The 19,512-nt window shown below is 67.7% G+C and carries 20 protein-coding genes and 1 riboswitch; of the genes, 8 read left to right on the top strand and 12 right to left on the bottom strand.

The window, feature by feature from the left end; translation table 11 throughout:
* The first annotated feature begins 299 nt into the window (after window positions 1-299).
* The 3 genes from FDZ84_RS35710 (at window position 300) to FDZ84_RS35725 (ending at window position 3,415) form a co-directional block, all read left to right on the top strand.
* The gene (locus FDZ84_RS35710) at window positions 300-1,478 is read left to right on the top strand and encodes a helix-turn-helix domain-containing protein (protein WP_168589429.1); all 1,179 of its coding nucleotides are present in this window, start codon (window positions 300-302) and stop codon (window positions 1,476-1,478) included.
* A 990-nt stretch (window positions 1,479-2,468) separates the two neighbouring features.
* Window positions 2,469-2,861: a response regulator transcription factor gene (locus FDZ84_RS41400; RefSeq protein WP_168589430.1), complete on the top strand. Its 393-nt coding sequence runs from the start codon at window positions 2,469-2,471 to the stop codon at window positions 2,859-2,861.
* Between the two features lie 353 nt (window positions 2,862-3,214).
* Window positions 3,215-3,415, top strand: coding sequence for a hypothetical protein (locus tag FDZ84_RS35725; protein WP_246868667.1), 201 nt, complete (start codon window positions 3,215-3,217; stop codon window positions 3,413-3,415).
* Window positions 3,416-3,528: 113 nt separating this feature from the next.
* Here FDZ84_RS35725 and FDZ84_RS35730 read toward each other — a convergent pair whose 3' ends face one another.
* Window positions 3,529-5,004 carry a peptide MFS transporter gene (locus tag FDZ84_RS35730; RefSeq protein WP_371812738.1) on the bottom strand — a complete coding sequence of 492 codons (1,476 nt, stop codon included), beginning with the start codon at window positions 5,002-5,004 and terminating at the stop codon, window positions 3,529-3,531.
* Between the two features lie 209 nt (window positions 5,005-5,213).
* Here FDZ84_RS35730 and FDZ84_RS35735 point away from each other — a divergent pair, with 209 nt between their 5' ends.
* The 4 genes from FDZ84_RS35735 (at window position 5,214) to FDZ84_RS35750 (ending at window position 9,229) form a co-directional block, all read left to right on the top strand.
* Complete coding sequence (locus FDZ84_RS35735) at window positions 5,214-5,774, top strand: TIGR03086 family metal-binding protein (protein WP_168589431.1); 561 nt, start codon at window positions 5,214-5,216, stop codon at window positions 5,772-5,774.
* Between the two features lie 182 nt (window positions 5,775-5,956).
* Window positions 5,957-7,294, top strand: coding sequence for a hemolysin family protein (locus FDZ84_RS35740; protein ID WP_168589432.1), 1,338 nt, complete (start codon window positions 5,957-5,959; stop codon window positions 7,292-7,294).
* Window positions 7,291-8,331 carry a hemolysin family protein gene (locus tag FDZ84_RS35745; RefSeq protein WP_168589433.1) on the top strand — a complete coding sequence of 347 codons (1,041 nt, stop codon included), beginning with the start codon at window positions 7,291-7,293 and terminating at the stop codon, window positions 8,329-8,331. Before FDZ84_RS35740 ends, FDZ84_RS35745 begins: the two co-directional genes overlap by 4 nt.
* A 22-nt stretch (window positions 8,332-8,353) precedes the next feature.
* Entirely contained in the window at window positions 8,354-9,229 is an 876-nt protein-coding gene (locus tag FDZ84_RS35750; RefSeq protein ID WP_168589434.1) for a 3-methyladenine DNA glycosylase, read from the top strand.
* Here FDZ84_RS35750 and FDZ84_RS35755 read toward each other — a convergent pair whose 3' ends face one another.
* Window positions 9,230-9,610: a helix-turn-helix domain-containing protein gene (locus FDZ84_RS35755; protein WP_168589435.1), complete on the bottom strand. Its 381-nt coding sequence runs from the start codon at window positions 9,608-9,610 to the stop codon at window positions 9,230-9,232. It lies immediately after the preceding gene.
* 149 nt (window positions 9,611-9,759) lie between these two features.
* Between FDZ84_RS35755 and FDZ84_RS35760 the strand changes: the two genes are divergently transcribed.
* Window positions 9,760-10,233: a MarR family winged helix-turn-helix transcriptional regulator gene (locus FDZ84_RS35760; RefSeq protein WP_210435331.1), complete on the top strand. Its 474-nt coding sequence runs from the start codon at window positions 9,760-9,762 to the stop codon at window positions 10,231-10,233.
* Between the two features lie 65 nt (window positions 10,234-10,298).
* Here the strand turns inward: FDZ84_RS35760 and FDZ84_RS35765 are convergent, their stop codons facing one another.
* The 10 genes from FDZ84_RS35765 to gcvH all read right to left on the bottom strand — a co-directional run bounded on the left by FDZ84_RS35765 (window position 10,299) and on the right by gcvH (window position 19,389).
* Window positions 10,299-11,078 (bottom strand): energy-coupling factor ABC transporter ATP-binding protein, encoded by a 780-nt coding sequence (locus FDZ84_RS35765; protein WP_168589436.1) that lies wholly within the window; start codon window positions 11,076-11,078, stop codon window positions 10,299-10,301.
* Entirely contained in the window at window positions 11,066-11,833 is a 768-nt protein-coding gene (gene cbiQ, locus FDZ84_RS35770) for a cobalt ECF transporter T component CbiQ (RefSeq protein WP_168589437.1), read from the bottom strand. Before cbiQ ends, FDZ84_RS35765 begins: the two co-directional genes overlap by 13 nt.
* A gap of 2 nt (window positions 11,834-11,835) precedes the next feature.
* On the bottom strand, window positions 11,836-12,177 hold the full coding sequence (locus FDZ84_RS35775; protein WP_168589438.1) for a PDGLE domain-containing protein: 342 nt from the start codon (window positions 12,175-12,177) through the stop codon (window positions 11,836-11,838).
* Window positions 12,174-12,845: an energy-coupling factor ABC transporter permease gene (locus FDZ84_RS35780; protein ID WP_168590602.1), complete on the bottom strand. Its 672-nt coding sequence runs from the start codon at window positions 12,843-12,845 to the stop codon at window positions 12,174-12,176. Before FDZ84_RS35780 ends, FDZ84_RS35775 begins: the two co-directional genes overlap by 4 nt.
* Before the next feature lie 176 nt (window positions 12,846-13,021).
* Window positions 13,022-13,291, bottom strand: coding sequence for a HesB/YadR/YfhF-family protein (locus FDZ84_RS35785; protein ID WP_168589439.1), 270 nt, complete (start codon window positions 13,289-13,291; stop codon window positions 13,022-13,024).
* 163 nt (window positions 13,292-13,454) lie between these two features.
* Entirely contained in the window at window positions 13,455-16,349 is a 2,895-nt protein-coding gene (gcvP, locus tag FDZ84_RS35790) for an aminomethyl-transferring glycine dehydrogenase (protein WP_168589440.1), read from the bottom strand.
* Between the two features lie 173 nt (window positions 16,350-16,522).
* Window positions 16,523-16,624: riboswitch (glycine riboswitch) on the bottom strand.
* An 87-nt stretch (window positions 16,625-16,711) separates the two neighbouring features.
* On the bottom strand, window positions 16,712-17,284 hold the full coding sequence (locus FDZ84_RS35795) for a MerR family transcriptional regulator (RefSeq protein WP_168589441.1): 573 nt from the start codon (window positions 17,282-17,284) through the stop codon (window positions 16,712-16,714).
* A gap of 240 nt (window positions 17,285-17,524) precedes the next feature.
* Entirely contained in the window at window positions 17,525-18,001 is a 477-nt protein-coding gene (locus tag FDZ84_RS35800; protein WP_029534961.1) for a bifunctional nuclease family protein, read from the bottom strand.
* Between the two features lie 391 nt (window positions 18,002-18,392).
* Window positions 18,393-18,872: a glycogen accumulation regulator GarA gene (gene garA / locus FDZ84_RS35805; RefSeq protein WP_168589442.1), complete on the bottom strand. Its 480-nt coding sequence runs from the start codon at window positions 18,870-18,872 to the stop codon at window positions 18,393-18,395.
* A 133-nt stretch (window positions 18,873-19,005) separates the two neighbouring features.
* On the bottom strand, window positions 19,006-19,389 hold the full coding sequence (gcvH, locus tag FDZ84_RS35810) for a glycine cleavage system protein GcvH (RefSeq protein WP_168589443.1): 384 nt from the start codon (window positions 19,387-19,389) through the stop codon (window positions 19,006-19,008).
* Window positions 19,390-19,512: the final 123 nt, after the last annotated feature.

A 19,512-nucleotide genomic window follows, 5' to 3' on the forward strand; every position in this document is an offset into this window, starting at 1 on the left:
TCTGTCGTTGGCTCGGTTGCTGGCCCAGTCCGGTTAGCATGGCTCACATGTCCCAGTTGGCCCAGTCTGAGAGCGGCTACGACGCTGTCCTAGTCGACGGACGCCGTTGGTGGGTTTGCCCAATCGGTGGCCCTCGGTGCTACCGCGTGCTTGTCGACACGGGGCAGATGGCAACAGACGCTATGGAAATCCACGTAGAGCTACACGGCGTAGGAGTGCCCTGCCAGATATGCGGCAGCTGTCACGGAGCGCATTAGCATCATCTTCTCCGCAGAGCAACTCGGCTGTACCGTGGCCACATGAGTAACCAACGGTCACTAGGTGACCGCATACGGGAGCTGCGTGGGGCGATCTACACACAACAGGCGCTTGCGGACCGGGCGGGTCTGTCTGTTGTCCTGATCCGCAAGCTTGAGCAGGGTGCGAGGCAGACAACGAGCGTCGCAAGCCTCCACAAAATCGCCCGCGCTCTTGATGTGACACTCGCGGATCTACTGGTACCGGTCTCGATACCGGAACACGACCAGGATCAAGGGGTGACGGCGCTACGTCACGCCGTAAGTCTGGCAACCCCCCCGAAGGATGACCCTGCGACGATTCAAGAAGCACGCTTTGTCGAAATAGCGACGTGGCGCACGTATTGGAGTGGGCAGCATGACGACGCTGTGCGCGCGCTACCGGAGCGAATCAGGCGACTAGAGTCGGGGCTTGCCACGTCGGCCGACGCCGATCGACCGGTTTACATCTATTCCTTGTCACGGGTTCTGTGGGCTGCTGCCCGGACGCTCACGGTACTACGGCATCCTGACGCAGCACATATAGCCGCGCAGAGGGCTATTAGCCTATCCACTGAGCTAGACGATCCCGTAATGACGGCATCCGTAACGGGGTCTTTGGCCTGGCAGCTCATGGTTTCCGGCAGGTACGAGGAATCACGAGATCTGTCTGTTTCAACCGCCGTAGCGATAGAACCGGGCAGGACTTACACCACTCCCCAAATGAGCGTGTACGGATCTCTGTTGCTTCAGGCGGGTAACGCGCAAGCACGCGCAGGTAACGCTGTGGATGCAAAGCATTTCTTGTCCGAGGCGCGAGAAATAGCCGCAAAGGTCCCTGACGGACAGTGCCACCACGGCAGTATCTTCGGTCCGTCATCGATCGCGATGCAGCATACAGACATAGCGATCAATCTAGGCGAATTCGGCGACGCACTAGCAGCGACTAAGACCATGCCAGGGGGCAGCTCAGCCCTACCCATCTTAAGTAAATGCAGGCACGATACAGATCGCGCATTGGTATGCCTCAGAACCGGGGATAAGGACAGGGCAGTTGCACTGCTATCGGCAACCGCTGCCGCCGTACCCTTCTGGTTTAAAAATCAGCGCCTGCCGAAATCCATTGTCAGGGACCTACTACACACCCCGGCATCGAAATCACCACAACTGCGCACTCTCGCTAGGACGTTGAACGTTCACTAATTAGCCCAATCGGGTAGTGATACGTCGCGTATCACCTGCACTCGTCCTGCGCCGACAAACTTTCTCCCGGGCGGTCCCCGTCGATCGGGTACTCGCGAAGTGCCCCCCGACCGATCGGCGGGGACTGCCCTACCAGAACAAGGAGGAGGAGCCAGTTGTGGGAACGAGTTCGCCGATGGCAGCTGGTCGGCCCGACCAGATGCCCGAGGGCAGCAACGTGCAGTGGTTCCGCTACAAACATGGCGTCGTCCGTGAATCGAAACGTGTCCTGCACTGCGCGGAGGGATCGGAAGAATCTCGGGATGGCACGGTGACGTCCGTGTCTGGGGAGAAGTTCCCACGCGTGCAGGTGGAGGTGTGCAAGGAAGGTGAGGGGGCACCGTGCGTTCCCTGCCTGCTAGTCGTCCTTGGCCGAGCTGATCGACTGGCCGATATTCCACCCGTGGTGAGTCAGGTTCCGGCCGATACGCTTGCTGTGATGCTTGCTGAAGTCCAATGGGCAATCAGCGATGCGCAGTTCAATATCGTGCGGGGGGAATACCCGCTAGAGAATCAGGTAGCGCTAGCGGACAAATTGCGGCGACTCTCCCATGTACTTCACGTTCGGGCGCATGCCATGAGATCAGACGGGGGCACAGAGTGAGCGGGTCGGTCGTATTCGGACCAGCGCCCGCGATGGAAGGGTACGCGTGTGTGCCTGGGGTCCGGGTGGTTTGGACTGACCATCTCGGGTATGTGCACGAACGCAAGCCCGGCACCATTGCGACGTCGCGATGCGGGCTCAACATGGGCAAGTCCAATACGCCACCACTCGTGAGACCGTGCCGCGACTGCCTTGAAGAGGCAATGCGGGAAGAATCACCCGCCGAAGTGGCTATCGGACGGAATAGACGTACCGCATGACCCCAGACACGGCCCGGCATCGGTTCCGTCGCGGCCGCACCCACGTGATTCCGTCATTTTCAAACTAGTACGAACGGTTCTAATGTAGTGAGAAATTCACCGCAAAGATTCAGCACCGATGAGTTGATAAATCTCACCAAGGGAGAGAGGGACGTCATATATTGTATTGCCTGCGAACTTACCGACAGTGAAATTGCGATGCGGTTGTTCATCTCGAAAGATACCGTAAAGTCCCGACTGGGTGGTCTCTACCGCAAGTTTAATCTACGCAACCGTGTCGGCGCGGTGATTCTGGGGTACGAGCTCGGCATCCTCAAGCCGTCAAATGTTGAGCAATTCAGAAATGTCGAAAGTTCGACGAGTGACCATACATCCCGCATATGTCTGCCGGTCCGCCAGCAAGACATGAAAGAAATGGAAGCTTTGGTGGATCTTCTTGCCAGGCGCGTGAAAAGACATCTCCTCACTGAGGCTATGTAGACGCGGCAGTAGCAGGCGCGCTGCTGGCAGCCGTCGGCGTACTCCTGGGCGCGCCGCCAGTTCTGCTCCCGGGTCTGCGGGGAGTCCGGGTCGGGCAGCGGGTTCTTCCAGAAGGTCGCCGGGTCCACGCAGGTGATCGGGTTGCTGTGCGCGGTGTTGCGGGTGTCGAACCCGATCAGGTCGTAGGAGTCGAGCACCTCGGCGGGGCAGCCTGCCGGACAGCGAACCGGACCGGTACATTCTAGTTGTCAGAGAACACAAGAAGCCCCTCCCCGGCTTCGGCCGGGAGGGGGTCTTTTTTGTTTGTCCTACATTCGCGGTCCAGATCCCGGGCGTTGGCCGGGGTGTTCAGGTTGCGGCACCGATCGCTGCCGTCCTCGGTGCTGGTCACCGAGAAGGACACGGGCAAGCACGGGGTGTGGGCGTTGGCCGGCAACGCCGACGCCGACCGAATCGGCACCGACTACCTGGTCAGGGGCGTGGTGCCGAGCGGGAACGTCAGCGTGCCGGGCCCGAAGAACCCGGCGGCCGCCCGGACCTTCGACCTGCACTGAGTCCGTCCGCCGTGAGAAGGCCGGTTCCGGGATCTTCGGGACCGGCCTTCGCCCGTTTGCCCTGGTGGTCTGCTGTTGAAGCACCGCCACGCAGACGAGAGCCTGGAAATTCCCTAGTTCACGCCGTGCATGTAGCGCTTGATGCTCTTCGAGGCGAGCAGCAGCAGGACCGCGCAACCGATCGTGGCCACGCCGACGATGCCGAAGTAGACCTGCTGGTTGTCCACCGAGTACAGCTTCACGACCTGCGCGCCCAGACCCTGCCCCATCGCCGGGGCCAGGAAGTACAGGCCCATGGTCTGGGAGGCGAAGACCTTCGGCGCCAGCTTGGTGCTCACCGACAGGCCGACCGGCGAGAGCATCAGCTCGCCGACGGTCATGATCACGAACACCAGCGCGAGCATGACCGGCAGGTGCTTCTCGTCACCGGCAACGAACTTCGACAGCACCACCCAAAGGAACGAGACGCCGACGAAGAACAGCCCGCCGACGAACTTCTGCGGGGTGGACGGCTGCCGCTCGCCGAGCTTCGTCCACAGCCACGCCATCACCGGCGCCAGTAGGATGATCGCCAGCGAGTTGATGGACTGGAACCAGGAAGCCGGGATCACGAAGCCGAGGACGTTCAGGTCGGTGTCCGCCTCGGCGAGGTTCGCCAGCGTGTTCGGCTGCTGCTCGAACAGCAGGAAGAACAGCGCGGTCGCCAGGAAAAGCGGGATGTAGGCGATCAGCCGGTCCCGCTCGATCTTGGTGATCTGCTTGCTGGAGAGCATCACCACGAAGTAGACGATCGGCAGCACGGCCGAGATCAGGCTGATCAGGTTGACCAGGCCGTCCAGGCCCATCACACCGCTGACCGAAAGGCCCACCAGAACCACGATGAACACCGCGGCGAGGCCGGCCGTGCGGCCCAGCACCCGGCCCTTGTGCCCGGCGCGCAGCGGGTTGACCGGTGCTCGCCCGGCCGAACCCAGGTTCTTGCGCCCGAGCAGGTACTGGACCAGGCCCAGCGCCATGCCGACGGCCGCCGCACCGAACCCGGCGTGCCAGCTGACCTTCTCGCCGAGGGTGCCGACAACGAACGGGGCCAGGAACCCGCCGAGGTTGATGCCCATGTAGTAGATCGAGAACCCGGCGTCGCGGCGAGTGTCGTTCTCGCCGTAGAGTCCGCCGACGAGGCCCGAGATGTTCGGCTTCAGCAGGCCGGTGCCGATCACCAGCAGCACCAGCCCGAGCACCACCGTGGCGACGCCGCCAGGCAGGGCCAGGCTGATGTGGCCGAGCATGATGACGCAGCCGCCGTAGAACACCGCCCGCTGGGCGCCGACCACCCGGTCCGCCAGCCAGCCACCGAGGACACCGGTCATGTAGACCGAGGCGCCGTAGACGCCGACCACCGACAGCGCGGTCGACTCGGGGATGCCCAAGCCGCCTTCAGCGACCGCGAAGTACAGGTAGTACCCGAGGATCGCTCGCATGCCGTAGTAGGAGAACCGCTCCCACATCTCGGTGAAGAACAGCGTCGACAAGCCGCGCGGGTGCCCGAAGAAGCCCCGCTGCGGTGCGTCCGCAACCGTGGGTGTGCTCACGATCACGTCCTCTCTTGGGTGACCTGGCGGCGGTGGCCGCCCGACGAACTGCGGCAGGTTACGGCGACCAGAAGTGGCTCAGACCACCGGGGCGTAAACCCGCCGCGGCGCGGATGCCGCGCACACCCCGATCCGGCCACACTGGACGCCTGGCCAGGGATTCCGCCGCCACCACTGGGCACCCCGTGACCGAATTCACAGGAGGAATCATGCAGCTGTTGGATGCGCACCGCAGGGCCATGGCGGAGTTCGACAACCGGGTGGGGCACATCGGCGACGACCAGTGGGACTCCCCTACGCCCTGCGCGCAGTGGTGCGTCCGGGATCTGCTCAACCACCTGGTGTCCGAGCAGCTGTGGGCGCCGTGGCTGCTCGACGGCGCCACTCTGGACGAGGTCGGCGACCGCTTCGACGGCGACGTGCTGGGCACCGAACCGGTCGGCGCGTGGCGGGAGGCAGCCGCGGCGGCCCGGCGCGCGTGGGACGAACCGGGGGCGACCAGCGGTGAGGTCAACGTCACCGGCGGCGTGATCCCGGCCGAGGACTACGGCTGGCAGATGACGCTGGACCTTGCCGTGCACGCCTGGGACCTGGCCCGCGGCATCGGCGACGACGACCGGCTGGATCCGGCGCTGGTGGCTGCCGTGCGCACGGTGTTCGCCCCGCAGATCCCGGCTTGGGAGGGCATGGGGATCTTCGCCCCGCCGCGACCGGTGGCGGCCGACGCCGATGCGCAGACGAAGCTGCTGGCACTGCTTGGGAGATCGTGATGACGTTCTCGCAGCCGAATCTGCGATGGACACGTATACTGGCGGCGTATTTTTCCGGATTTGCGTCTAGGAGTGACGTCTTCAGTGCGCGAAGCGCAATCCCCAGAGGGCAGTACCGGGCCGGGACATAGTCCCGGCTTTCCGCGACTGGTGGCCGATGCCCCGTTCTGGGGTGGTCGGTGATGGACATCCTGTTGGCCGTTCTCGGCCTTGTTTTCGTTGGCGTGTTGACGTTGGGCACCGGGTTGGCGGTTGCCGCGGAGTTCTCGCTGACGTCCCTGGAACGCAGCACGGTGGACGCGCATGTCCGTCAGGTCGGTGACCGGCGTGCGAGGGCGGTGCAGAAGGCGCACCGGACGTTGTCGTTCCAGCTCTCCGGCGCCCAGGTCGCGATCACGTTGACCACGCTGGTCACCGGGTACGTGGCGGAGCCGTTGATCGGTGACCTGATCCGCCCGGGGCTGACCGCGCTCGGGCTGCCCGGTGAGGCGGCCGGGGCGGTGTCGCTGACGCTGGCGATCCTGCTGGCCACGACCCTGTCGATGGTCTTCGGGGAGATGGTGCCCAAGAACCTCGCCATCGCCCGCCCACTGCCCACCGCCCGTGCCGTGTCGGGCTACCACGCTCGGTTCTCGCAGGTCTTCCGGTGGCTGATCGATGCGATGAACAACAGCGCCAACTGGGTCGTGCGCCGTTTCGGCATCGAACCCCAAGAAGAACTCCGGTCCGCCCGTTCCCCCGAAGAACTCGGCTCGATCGTGCGCTCGAGCGCCGAACACGGAACGCTGGACTCCTCGACCGCGCAACTGATGGACCGGTCGCTGCGCTTCGGCGACCGCACCGCCGAGGAATTGATGACCCCCCGCGTCCGCGTGGAATCCCTGACCGCCGGCGACAGCGTGATGGATCTGCTCGACACCGCCCGCCGCACCGGGTTCTCCCGCTTCCCCGTGCACGGCGGTGATTTGGACGAGATCCACGGCGTCGTCCACGTCAAGCAAGCGTTCGGCGTCCCCGCCGGACTCCGCGAAACGACCCCGGTGAGGTCGCTGGCCCGCCCGGTGCCGACCGTGCCGGAGACATTGGACGGCGACGCGCTGCTGAACCGGCTGCGCGGATCGGGGTTGCAGCTGGCCGTGGTGGTCGACGAGTACGGCGGTAGCGCGGGCATCGTGACCCTGGAGGACGTCGTCGAGGAGATCATCGGCGACGTCCGCGACGAACACGACCGCCGCGAAATCGCCGCGGTGCGCCGCCTCGGTGACGACACCTGGATCATCTCCGGACGACTGCGCCCGGACGAACTGGCCGAGGCCACCGGATTCGCCATGCCCGACGGGGAATACGAGACCGTTGCCGGCTTCGTGCTGGCTCGACTGGGACGCATTCCCGAGGTCGGCGACCACCTCATCCCGGACGGATGGCGGCTGGCCGTCACCCGGATGGACCGCCACCGGATCGCAGAACTGCGCCTCACCCACCAGCCGACCCACGCCGAGGCCGTGGAGGAGGTTCGATGAGCGACGGTTTCGCGATCGTGCTGGGTGTTGTCCTGTTGCTGCTCAACGCGTTCTTCGTGGGCGCGGAGTTCTCCCTGCTGTCCTCCCGCCGGGACCGGCTGCAAGCGCTGCTGGCCCAAGGCAAAACCCGCGCCCGAGTGGTGATCAAAGCCAGCCAGGAAGGCTCGCTGATGCTCACCAGCGCCCAACTCGGCATCACCCTCTGCTCCCTGGGCCTGGGCCGCCTCGGCGAACCCGCCGTCGCCCACCAACTCCAAACACCCTTCACCGCCCTCGGCATCCCCGACACCATCACCCACGCCGTGGCGTTCACCATCGCACTAGCGATCGTGGTCATACTCCACGTCCTCGTCGGCGAAATGGTCCCCAAGAACCTCGCCATCGCCGAACCCGAACGACTCGCCCTCTGGCTGGTCCCACCCCTGGTCGGCTTCGTCAAACTCGCCCGGCCACTCATCGCCCTGTTCAACATGATGGCCAACACCGTGCTCCGCCTGCTACGCGTAGAACCCAAAGACGAACTCGACACCGCCTACACCTCCGCCGAACTCGCCGAACTCCTCGTCGAATCCCGCCGCGAAGGTCTCCTCGACCAATCCGAACACCGCCGACTCGCCCAAACACTGTCCTCAGTGGAACACACCGTCGCAGACGTCCTCGTCCCCCTGCCCGACCTCACCACACTCCCGCAACACCCCACCCTCGGCGACGTCGAACAAGCCGTCGCCCACACCGGATTCTCCCGATTCCCCCTCCGCCGCGACGACGGAACACTCACCGGCTACCTCCACATCAAAGACGTTCTCGACCAAGCCGGACACGACCCCACAACTCCCATCGCCCCCGCCCGCATCCGACGACTACCCACCGTCCCAGCCCACGCCCGCCTCGACCACGCCATGACCTCCCTACGCCGCACAGGCAGCCACCTCGCCACCGCAACCGACACCACCGGCCAACCCATCGGCATCGTCGCCCTCGAAGACCTCGTCGAGGAATACGTCGGCACCGTCCGCGACGCCACCCACGTGCGCTAACGGCCGGGAGGTGCTCTCTTCGATGATTGTGCTGTCCGAGCAGGAATGGCGGTCCCGGCAGGCCGCCCACCGGGAACGTGCCGCGCGCTGGACGCAGCCGCACCGCCAGCGCCAGCGCCAGCACGAGAAGCACCCGGTGCTGGACTTCCTCTTCGAGTACTACTCCTTCCGCCCGGCCCGGCTGGAGCGCTGGCAGCCGAGCGTCGGCGTCGCGTTGGCAGACGGCCAGGAGTTCCTGGCCCGCAAGGGGTTCGTCGAGACCCCGGAAGGCGTCGCGCTAGATCCCGCCGCGCTGACCAAGAAACGCCGCGGCAGCACCGAATTCGTGCTCGGCCTGCTGACCGCCACGGCGTCCCGCAAGGCCCGGCTAGGCTGCTTCGGCCTGCACGAGTGGGCCATGGTCTACCGGACGCAACCGGAGGACATCCGGCACACCGGGTGGCCGTTGCGGCTCGGCCACCACGGCACCGACGAGGTCGTCGAGTCGATGCCGATCAACTGCACGCACCACGACGCGTTCCGGTTCTTCACCCCGCAGGCCCGACCGCGCAACGCCCTGCAGCCTGAACGCGCCGACCAGGTGCGTCTGGAGCAGCCGGGCTGCCTGCACGCGAACATGGATCTCTTCAAATGGGCCTACAAACTGGACCCGTTCGTCCCTGCGGAAATGGTCGCGGACTGCTTCGAGCTCGCGGTTCGGATCCGGGAGCTCGACATGCGGGCCAGCCCGTACGACCTGCGCGACCTCGGCTACGAGCCCGTACCGATCGAAACCCCCGACGGCCGCGCCGACTACGTCCGGCGGCAGCGCGACTTCGCCACCGAGGCCGCCGTCCTGCGGCAACGCCTGATCGACACCTGCCGCGAGATCCTCGACTGGGCCGCCCAGCCGGCGTGATCACCTTTCGCCGGCGGCGGCGCGGGCGGCGAGGATGCGGTTGACGTTGCGTTCGGACCAGTCGGCGATCGCTTCCACCGGCCCACGCAGGGAATGCCCGAGGTCGGTCAGCTCGTAGGTCACCTTCGGCGGCACCTCCGGGTACACGGTCCGGATCAGCAAGCCGTCGCGTTCCAGCGCGCGCAACGTCTGCGTCAGCACCTTCGGAGCCACCCCGCCGATTCCGGTGCGCAGCTGCGTGAAGCGCATCGGACCGTCGGACAGCAGCGTCACCACCAGCACCGTCCATTTGTCCCCGATGCGGTCCAGCACCAGACGGGTCGGGCAGTTCGGATCCGTCAGATTCCCGCGCTTGAGGATGCTGTCCTCGTTGGTAACCACGAGGTACCTATAACACGTTCGAGCAGTCGGTCACAACTGGTTACCTAAGGGCCGGGACCCGTGAGCGCTTTTCGGCGCTATAGCACCGAAAAGCGCTCACGGTAATTCGCGATACGAATCACCGGGTCGTTCGGTGGTAACTTGGGCGAATGAGCAAGACCTCAGGTGAGGCGATGGGGGTCGTCACCGCGCTGGTACGTTCCGCTTTCCTCGTGAATGCCGTGTACGCCGAGTCGAGTCGCGAATACGGGCTGACACCGCAGCAAGGGCAGCTGCTGTGCGTGCTGATGGCACAGCCGTACGGCATGGGCGAGCTGGGCGCGATGCTGGGACTGGCGAAATCGAGTCTCACCGGCCTGGTGGACCGGACCGCCCAGCGCGGCCTGGTCCAGCGCGAGGCGGATCCGGAGGACGCGCGCGCGGTCCGGGTCGCCCTCACCGCAGAGGGCCGCGATCTCGTCGACGAGTTCTACGCCGAGACCTGCCGCAGGGTCGAAAGGCTGCCGGCCGGCCTCAGCGACACCGACCGCGGCGCACTCGCGGACCTGCTGGGCAAGGTGGTGCTGGAAAACGAGGTGCCGGTGGTCTTCCTGGAGCCCGCCCCGGCCACGCACCAGCGCTGAGGACGCCAAGCGATCCCAGAAAGCCGGTCACCGCAGAACGCGGGAACCAGCAACGGGCGGCGAGGTCAGGGAATCCGGAAGCCGTAAGGCAGTTCGAGGCGGTGCGCGGCCAGCAGTTCGGCGTCGGCCAGCAGTTCCGCGGTGGGACCGTCCGCGACCACCGTGCCGTCGTCGATCAGCACGCTGCGCGGGCACAGCTGCAACGCGTACGGCAGGTCGTGGGTGACCATGAGCATCGTGCCGCCCCAGGCCAGCAGCACCTCGGCTAGTTCGCGCCGGGCCACCGGTTCGAGGTTCGACGACGGCTCGTCCAGCACCAGCAGCTCCGGCTGGCACGCGAGCACCGCGGCCAGCGCGACCCGCTTGCGCTGACCACCGGAGAGGTGCAGCGGCGAGCGGTCCGCGTGTTCGGCCATGCCCACCGCGTCGAGCGCCGACCGGACGCGTTCCGCCAACGCCTCGCCGCGTTCCCCGAAGTTCGCCGGGCCGAACGCGACGTCCTCCCGCACGGTCGGCATGAACAACTGGTCGTCGGGGTCCTGGAACACCAGCCCGACGCGGCGGCGGATCTCCTTCAAGTTCCGCGAATCCACCGGCAGTCCACCGACGTGGATGCTGCCCGAGCCGGCGCGCAGCACGCCGTTGAGGTGCAGCGTCATGGTCGTCTTGCCCGCGCCGTTGGGGCCGAGCACCGCGACCCGCTCCCCCCGTTCGACGCGCAGGTCCACCCCGGTCAGCGCGCGGTGGCCGTCCGGGTAGCGGAACGCCAACCCGGAAACCTCCAGCGCCGGAGCGGAATCCGACTCGGCGGTGCGCTCCGGCAGTGATTCGGTCAGGCGGTCCACAAGGCGACTCCCAGCACGACTGCGGCGACGGCCGGTGGCGCCATGCCCAGCCACCACGCCGCCGATGATGTCCGGCGCGATTCTCCCAGCTCGGGCATCGCACCCTGCCAACCCCGTGACACCATCGCCAGGTGCACGCGCTCGCCGCGCTCGTAGGACCGGATGAACAGGCTCCCGATCCCGCGCGCGGTCGCGCCGATCTGCCACAGGAACCGCGGATCGTGGCCGCGGCAGATCCGCGCGACCCGCATCCGCTTGGCCTCGGCGACGATCACCTCGGCGTAGCGCAGCATCAGCGTGATGATGGTGATCAGCAGCCTGGGCGCGCGCAGGCGCTGCAGGCCGACCACCAGCTCCCGGGGCGCGGTCGTGGCGGCCAGCAGCAGCGAGGTGGCCAGCCCGAGCGTGCCCTTCGCCAAGATGTTCCAGCCCGCCAGCAGCCCCTCGGTGGACAGCGCGAAACCCGCCAACTCCGTCGTCGCGCCGCCCGCGGTGAACGGCAGCACCAACGCGAGCACCACGAACGGCACCTCGATCAGCAGGCGACTGGCCAGCCAGCGCGGCGGAACCCTGGCCACCAGCACCAGCCCCGACAGCAGCCCGGCATACCCGCCGAAAGCCCAGAACACCTCGCGCGGCGTCGCCACCACGCACAGCACCATCAGGAAAGCCGCCACGATCTTGACCTCGGGCGGCATGCGGTGCGGCGCCGAATCGCCGGGCAGATGCAGCGCGCCGGCGTGGCCGGCACCCACTGCTACTCGCCTCCGGTCCGGCGACGCAGGCCCCAGAACAAACCACCCGCGGCACCGAGCGTGACCACCGCGCCGATCACGCCGGCCACCCCGGTCCAGCGGTCATCGCCACCGACGGCGTAATCCGCCAGCGGACCGCCGGCCAGCGCGTGGTCCTGGGCGTGCTGCGCGATGCACTGGCCGTCCAACCGCTCGCCCTGGTCGGTCTCGACCACGGTGCAGCCGCGCTGGGTGACCGCGTCCAGGCCGTCCGGGTCGGAATCCGCGAAGTAGGCGACCCCGCCCGCGATGACGAGGATAAACAGGCCGAAGACCAACAGGAAACGCCGACGCGACGCACTCATCGCACGTTCTCCTTCGTCTGCGTCCCGATGCGCAACAGGTGGACCAGGTCCGGTCTGGCGGCTGCCACCGCACCCACCGTGGCGGCCGTGATCACGCCCTCTCCGATGCCGATAAGGCAGTGCACCCCGACCACCGCGAGCGCAGCGGTGCCCGTGCCGTAACCGGCGGCGCCGCCGAGCGCGTACTCGATGACGAAGCCGCCGGAGGCGGCGACGGTGTTCACCCAGGCCGCGACGAAGGCAGTCACCAGCAACCCGGGGCGGCTGCGCAGCGCGAGGCGGCGCAGCGCGAGCGCGACGAGGTAGCCGACGGCGGTGCCGATCAGCGCCATGTTGGTGATGTTCGCGCCCAGCATGGTCAGCCCGCCGTCGGCGAACAGCAGCGCCTGCACCACGAGCACGATCGCCACGCACAGCGCGCCGACCCACGGCCCGGCCAAGATCGCCGCCAGCGCCCCGCCGAGCAGGTGCCCGCTGACGCCGGGCAGCACCGGGAAGTTGATCATCTGCGCGGCGAAGACGAACGCGGCCACCAGCCCGGCCATCGGCGCCGTCCGGTCGTCCAGGTCGGCCCGCGCCTTGGCCAGCGCGACCGCCAGCCCGGCGATCGCCACGACCGCGAACAGCAGCGCCGTCTGCGCGTTCAGCAGCCCGTCACTCATGTGCATGGCGAGCGTGGTGGTCTGCACGACGCATTCCCTCCCAACCTGAGCAGTTGCGCATCGAGAGTAGTTGCCGCAATACCGCTATCACCAGTACCTGGCAGGAGTCCTAGGTCGCAGTTCGGCGCAAAAAACCGTCGACCCGGGCAAAACACCCGAGCCGACGGTTCAAGTCCCTTCGGTCAGTCGCGAACGGCCAGCGCCAGTTCCCCGTTGGCGTCCTGCTCGGCGTCCAACACCTTGTCGCCGAGCAACGTCGCGACCTGCGATTCGAGGAACACCCGCACGCCGGATTCCTCGATCACCTCGTCGCCGGCCTGCGGTTGGTCGGCGATCGACGCCTGCAGGCCCTGCTCGGCCGGCGCGATGCGCAGGCCGGAACCTTCCGGAGAGTCGCCGCCGACGAGGACGAGCTTGATGACCTCCGCCGCGCTCTCACTGATGGTGAGCATTGCTCCACTTCCTCTCGGAGCCGGTCAGATGACCGGGCCACCGTGTCACCCCGCCCACACCGCACGCAAACCGAACCCGGCCGGGCGTGTCGCACCCACCCCGAACGCGGAAGCGCCCCCGGCCGCAACGGCGGACCGGAGGCGCTTCCCAACGGACGTCCCCTCACGACTGGTAGGCGTCCAGGGGCGGGCAGGAGCAGACTAGGTTGCGGTCGCCGCGGGCCCCATCGATGCGGCGCACCGGCGGCCACACCTTCACCACATCGGTGCCCAGCGGGTAGGCCGCCTCCTCGCGGGAGTATGCGTGGTCCCAGTCCTTCGCCAGCGAGGCCGCCGTGTGCGGGGCGCCCACCAGCGGGTTGTCGTCGGCCGGCCACTGCCCGGCGACGACCTTGTCGATCTCCGCGCGGATGGCGATCATCGCCTCGCAGAAGCGGTCCAGCTCCGCCAGGTTCTCGCTCTCGGTCGGCTCGACCATCAGCGTCCCGGCCACCGGGAAAGACATCGTCGGCGCGTGGATGCCGTAGTCGGCGAGCCGCTTGGCGACGTCGTCGACGGTGATTCCGCTGGTCTTGCTGATCTGCCGCAGGTCAAGGATGCACTCGTGCGCCACGAAGCCGCCCTTGCCGGTGTAGAGCACCGGGAAGTAGGTGTTCAGGCGGCGGGCGACGTAGTTGGCGGCGGCCACCGCGGTCAGCGTCGCGCGGCGCAGGCCGTCGGCACCCATCATCCGCACGTACGCCCAGGAGATCGGCAGGATCGAGGCGCTGCCCCACGGCGCGGCGCTGATCGGGCCGACGCCGGAGACCGGTCCGGCCGCGGGCTGCATCGGATGGTTCGGCAGGAACGGCGCCAGGTGCTCGCGCACGCCGATCGGGCCGACGCCCGGCCCGCCACCGCCGTGCGGGATGCAGAACGTCTTGTGCAGGTTCAGGTGCGAGACGTCGGAACCGAACTTGCCCATCCGCGCCAAGCCGATCAGGGCGTTGAGGTTCGCCCCGTCGACGTACACCTGGCCGCCCGCGTCGTGCACCAGGCCGCACACCTCGCGCACGGTGTCCTCGTACACGCCGTGCGTGGACGGGTAGGTGATCATGATCGCGGCGAGGATGTCGGCGTGCTCGGTGACCAGCTCGCGCAGGTGCTCCAGCTCGATGTTTCCGGTGTCGTCGCAGCGGACCACGATCACCCGCATCCCGGCCATCACTGCGCTGGCGGCGTTAGTGCCGTGCGCGCTCGCCGGGATCAGGCACAGGTCCCGGTCGGCGGCACCACGGCTGCGGTGGTAGGCGCGAATCGCCAGCAGCCCGGCGAACTCGCCCTGACTACCGGCGTTCGGCTGCAGGCTCACCGCGTCGTAGCCGGTGACCTCCGCCAGCCAGGTCTCCAGGTCCTTGACGATCGACAGCAGCCCCTCGGCGTCCTGCGCGGGCGCGAACGGGTGCAGCGAACCGAACTCCGGCCAGGTGATCGGCTCCATCTCGGCCGTCGCGTTGAGCTTCATGGTGCACGAGCCCAGCGGGATCATGCTGCGGTCCAGCGCGATGTCCTTGTCCGACAGCTGCCGCAGGTAGCGCAGCAGCGAGGTCTCGGAGCGGTGGGTGTGGAACACCGGGTGCGTCAGGTATTCCGAGGTGCGCTCCAGCGCCACGGGCAGCGCGTCCGGCGTCTCGATGTCGAGTTCGTCGGCGTCGCCGACGGTGACGCCGAAGGCCTGCCACACCGCCGCCAGATGCGCCCGCGTGGTGGTCTCGTCGCAGCTGATCCCGACGTGGTCGGCGTCCACCCGGCGCAGGTTGATGCCGCCCCGGCGGGCCGTGGCGACAACGTCGTCGGCCTTGCCCGGCACCCTCGCGACGACGGTGTCGAAGAACTCCCGGTGCAGCACCTCGACCCCGCCGCGGCGCAGCTGCTCGGCGAGCACGGCGGCCATCCGGTGCGCGCGGGTCGCGATGGACCGCAGCCCGGCGGGGCCGTGGTACACGGCATACATCGACGCCACGACGGCCAGCAGGACCTGCGCGGTGCAGATGTTGCTGGTGGCCTTCTCGCGGCGGATGTGCTGTTCGCGGGTCTGCAGCGCCAGCCGGTAGGCCTGGTTGCCGTCGGCGTCGACGCTCACGCCGACCAACCGGCCCGGCAGCTGCCGTTCGAGTCCCTTGGCCACGGCCATGAATCCGGCGTGCGGGCCGCCGAAGCCCATCGGCACCCCGAATCGCTGGGTGCTGCCGACCACCACGTCCGCGCCGATCTCGCCGGGCGAGCGCAGCAGCGTCAACGCCAGCAGGTCGGCCGCGACGACGACCTTGGCGCCGCGCCGGTGCACCTCGGCGATGATCTGCTCCTGGTCGCGCACCGCGCCGGAGGCACCCGGGTAGGACAGCAGCGCGCCGAAGAACTCGTCCTCCGGCAGCGCCTGCGCGCCGGCGGACAGGTCGGCAACGACGATCTCGATGCCCAGCGGCTCCGCGCGGGTCTCGATCACCGCGATGGTCTGCGGCAGCGTGTCGGCGTCCACCACGAACCGCGGCGACTTCAACCGGCCCGCGCGGCGCACCAGCGTCATGCCCTCGGCCGCCGCGGTGGACTCGTCGAGCATCGACGCGTTGGCCACCGGCACCCCGGCCAGGTCGGCCACCATCGTCTGGAAGTTCAGCAGCGCTTCGAGCCGACCCTGCGAGATCTCCGGCTGGTACGGGGTGTAAGCGGTGTACCAGGCCGGGCTCTCCAGCACGTTGCGCAGGATCACCGGCGGCGTGACCGTGCCGTAGTAGCCCAGCCCGATCATCTCGGCGTGCGGGCGACAGCGGCGCGCGAGCTCGCGCAGCTCGGCCAGCGCCTCGGACTCGGTGGCCGGCTCGGGCAGCGCCAGCTGCAGGTCGCCTTCCCGGATGGTGTCCGGCACGGCGTTCTGACCCAGCTCCTCCAACGAGCCGACGCCGATCACGTCGAGCATGCGGGCAAGCTCCGCCGGCATCGGCCCGACGTGCCGGTCGGCGAACGGCGTTCCGTGCTCCAGGGCGGCCAGTGGAATGCGATCGTGCGTCACGTCGGTCATCGCCAAACCTCAATTGTCGCGGCGGGCAAAGGGCGGCAGAACAGCCGGAACTGCCTGCTCTCCCCCTCTGTCACTGTCCGCGAAGCGAACGCCTGAGAGCTTCACCCGGGAACCGGGCTTGCACCGTCGGCGGGATGCACCACAGCCGTGGTGCATCCTCTTTCCAGAGGCATCTCGCCCGTGCGGTCCAGGTGGCCTGAGAGGTTGGCGGGGAGGTTTGCTCCTTCGGCGCCGACCACGGCCGAAGCCGGGCCGGACTCTCCCGCACGGGGTCGGCGATGTGCCGCAGCTTACCCGACCAGGGGATCGAGCGGACCCGTGATGTCACCGGCCGCACACCACCCGGCCGGGGCCCGCCGCGATCAGCCCGTTTCAGCCTGCCGGTCGCGCCGGCGGCGGGACAACTCGTCGTCGACCAGCGGCACGAGCTCGCCCCCGTCGGCCCGCTCGGCCGGGAAGTCGTGGATGGTGCCGCTGATCTCGCGCATCGCGCCGCTGACGGCGATGCCGAACACCCCTTGGCCACCCTGCAGCAGGTCGACCACCTCCTCGGCAGAGGTGCACTCGTAGACCGTCGTCCCGTCGCTGAACAGCGTGAGCCGGGCCAGGTCCTGCACTCCTCGGTTGCGCAGGTGGTCCACCGCGACCCGGATGTTGTGCAGCGAAACCCCGGTGTCCAGCAGTCGCTTGACCACCTTGAGCACCAGGATGTCCTTGAACGAGTAGAGGCGCTGCGAGCCGGAGCCGGCGGCGCTGCGGATGGACGGGCCGACCAGCTTGGTGCGCGCCCAGTAGTCCAACTGGCGGTAGGTGATGCCGGCGATCTGGCAGGCGGCCGGGCCCCGGTAGCCGACCAGCTCGTCCGGCAGTGCGGCGTCGGGGAACAGCTCGCCCTGCTCCGCGGCAGCCTCCCGGTTGGGCGCTTCCTCGACCACGCCTGCCTCCCCTCGTCCGGCACGAAGCCGACGACGACGATCACCAGCTCCCGGACCGTCGCGATCCGGGGCCGCGAACACCGCCCAGCGGCCGAATCACACCGGGGCAATTCGCGTAAGTTCGACGGTATGCCTGCCCCGCGGGGAGGTCAACGCGACGCGCGGGCACCCGGACGACCCGGCCCCCGCCCGCAGCGCGCGGACGGGGGCCGGGAGGTCTCGTCGGGTCGATCGGCAGGCTCAGGTGTCCGCGCCGCGGAAGTCCTCCGGCGACACGGAGTCGAGGAACTCGCGGAACTTCTCGACCTCGTCCTCCTGCTCGTCCGGGATGATCAGCCCGGCCTCGTCCAGCACCGATTCGTCGGCGTGGATCGGCACCCCGATGCGCAGCGCCAGCGCCACCGAGTCGCTCGGCCGCGCCGAGACCCGCACATCCCCGTCGAACACCAGCTCGGCGAAGAAGGTGCCGTCCTGGAGATCGGTGATCCGCACCTGTTCAAGGTCGCGTCCCAGGGCCCCAATGACGTCCTTCAGCAGGTCGTGGGTCAGGGGTCTCTGCGGCCGCACACCCTGCTGCTCGAGTGCGATGGCGGTCGCCTCGACCGAGCCGATCCAGATCGGCAGGTAACGCTCGCCGTGCGCCTCGCGCAACAGCAGAATCGGCTGGTTTGCTGGTAGTTCAACTCGCACGCCGACGACGCGCATCTCGCTGCTCATCGTCACATCGCCTCCTCCAGCGCGCCGAAGCGTGACATCCCCGTCGAGGATCGCGCACCGACGCCTCCGACGCTACCCGCGTTGCGGCGGACACGCCCATCCCTTAGCGGTCTGGTCGACCACCGAATTCGCGGCCTTCCTGCCGGTGCATCTGGCCCGAACCACTGGCTGAGCTCCTTATCGAGCATTACCAGCACGATACACCGCCCACCGCCCCGTTGGGCCGGTGGAAAGAGGACCGCTGCAACGTGGAAACCGGTTGAGACGTCGGGAAATTCCCCGTGCGAGGATGCAGTTGATCTCGGCTGCGCAGTACCTTGACGCGCTAGCGGGGCGACGCCGCTTCGGCGTCGCCCCGCTGGCGGGTCGACAAGTCGTTCCCAGGGCGTCCTCAGCGGGCGCCTGGGCCCCCATCGATCGGACCAGTAAGGAACACCAGGCGGAACTTCCCGATCTGCACCTCGTCACCGTTGGCGAGCACCGAGGTGTCCACCGGTTCCCGGTTGACGTAGGTGCCGTTCAGGCTGCCGACGTCTACGACCACGAAGTCGTTGCCCTCGCGCCGGAACTCGGCGTGCCGACGGGAAACCGTGACGTCGTCGAGGAAGATGTCGCTGTCGGGGTGTCGTCCCGCGCTGGTGGTCTCCCGGTCCAGCAGGAATCGCGACCCCGCGTTGGGGCCGCGCTTCACCACCAGCAGGGCGGACCCTGCGGGCAGCGCATCGACCCCGGATGCGGATGCGGATGCGGCGGCGGGCTCCGGGGACGCACTCTCGGTGCTTTCCGGCTCCGAGAGGAAGGGCCTGAAGACCGAGGTGGTCTCCGGTGACTGCTCCGGCGGAACATCGCCGTGCCCGGGGAATTGGCTCACCTGAGCTCTCCTCTACGCGGATAGATCGTGCCAAGTATGTACCCAACGTACAGTGCAGGTACAAGCACGGAACGCGGGACTCCCGACATTTTCCTACCGGCCCCCGACAGTCCGACGATCTTGCCTGGTCGGATCAGGATTCGGTCAGCTTCTGGTAGGCCTGGGCGTCGAGCAGGGCGTCCAGCTGGGCCGGGTCGGCGAGCTTGAGCTCGACCATCCAGCCGCCCCCCAGCGGTGCCGAATTGACCAGCTCCGGTTCGTCTTCCAGCTGCTCGTTGCGGGCCATCACCTCGCCGCTCACCGGGGCGTAGATCTCGGAGACGCTCTTGGTCGACTCGACCTCGCCCATCGACTCGCCAGAGGTGACCTGCTGGCCGGGTTCCGGCAGCTGCACGAACACCACGTCGCCCAGCTGCTGCTGGGCGTATTCGGTGATCCCGATGCGCACCGTGTCGTCGCCGGTGCGCTGAACCCATTCGTGCTCTTCGGTGTACTTGATCTCGTCCGGGGCCGCCACGTGGTCCCGCCTTCCTGGTCCGCTGGTGCTGTGGATCACCGGCCACGAGGTTCACGTGATCGGCTCGGCGAGCGTATTCACCACGCGGCACAGGCCGCAAGGCGACTCTCGAGCCCATGCCGC

The organism is Saccharopolyspora sp. ASAGF58, from assembly GCF_012277335.1.
GTDB lineage: Bacteria > Actinomycetota > Actinomycetes > Mycobacteriales > Pseudonocardiaceae > Saccharopolyspora > Saccharopolyspora hattusasensis.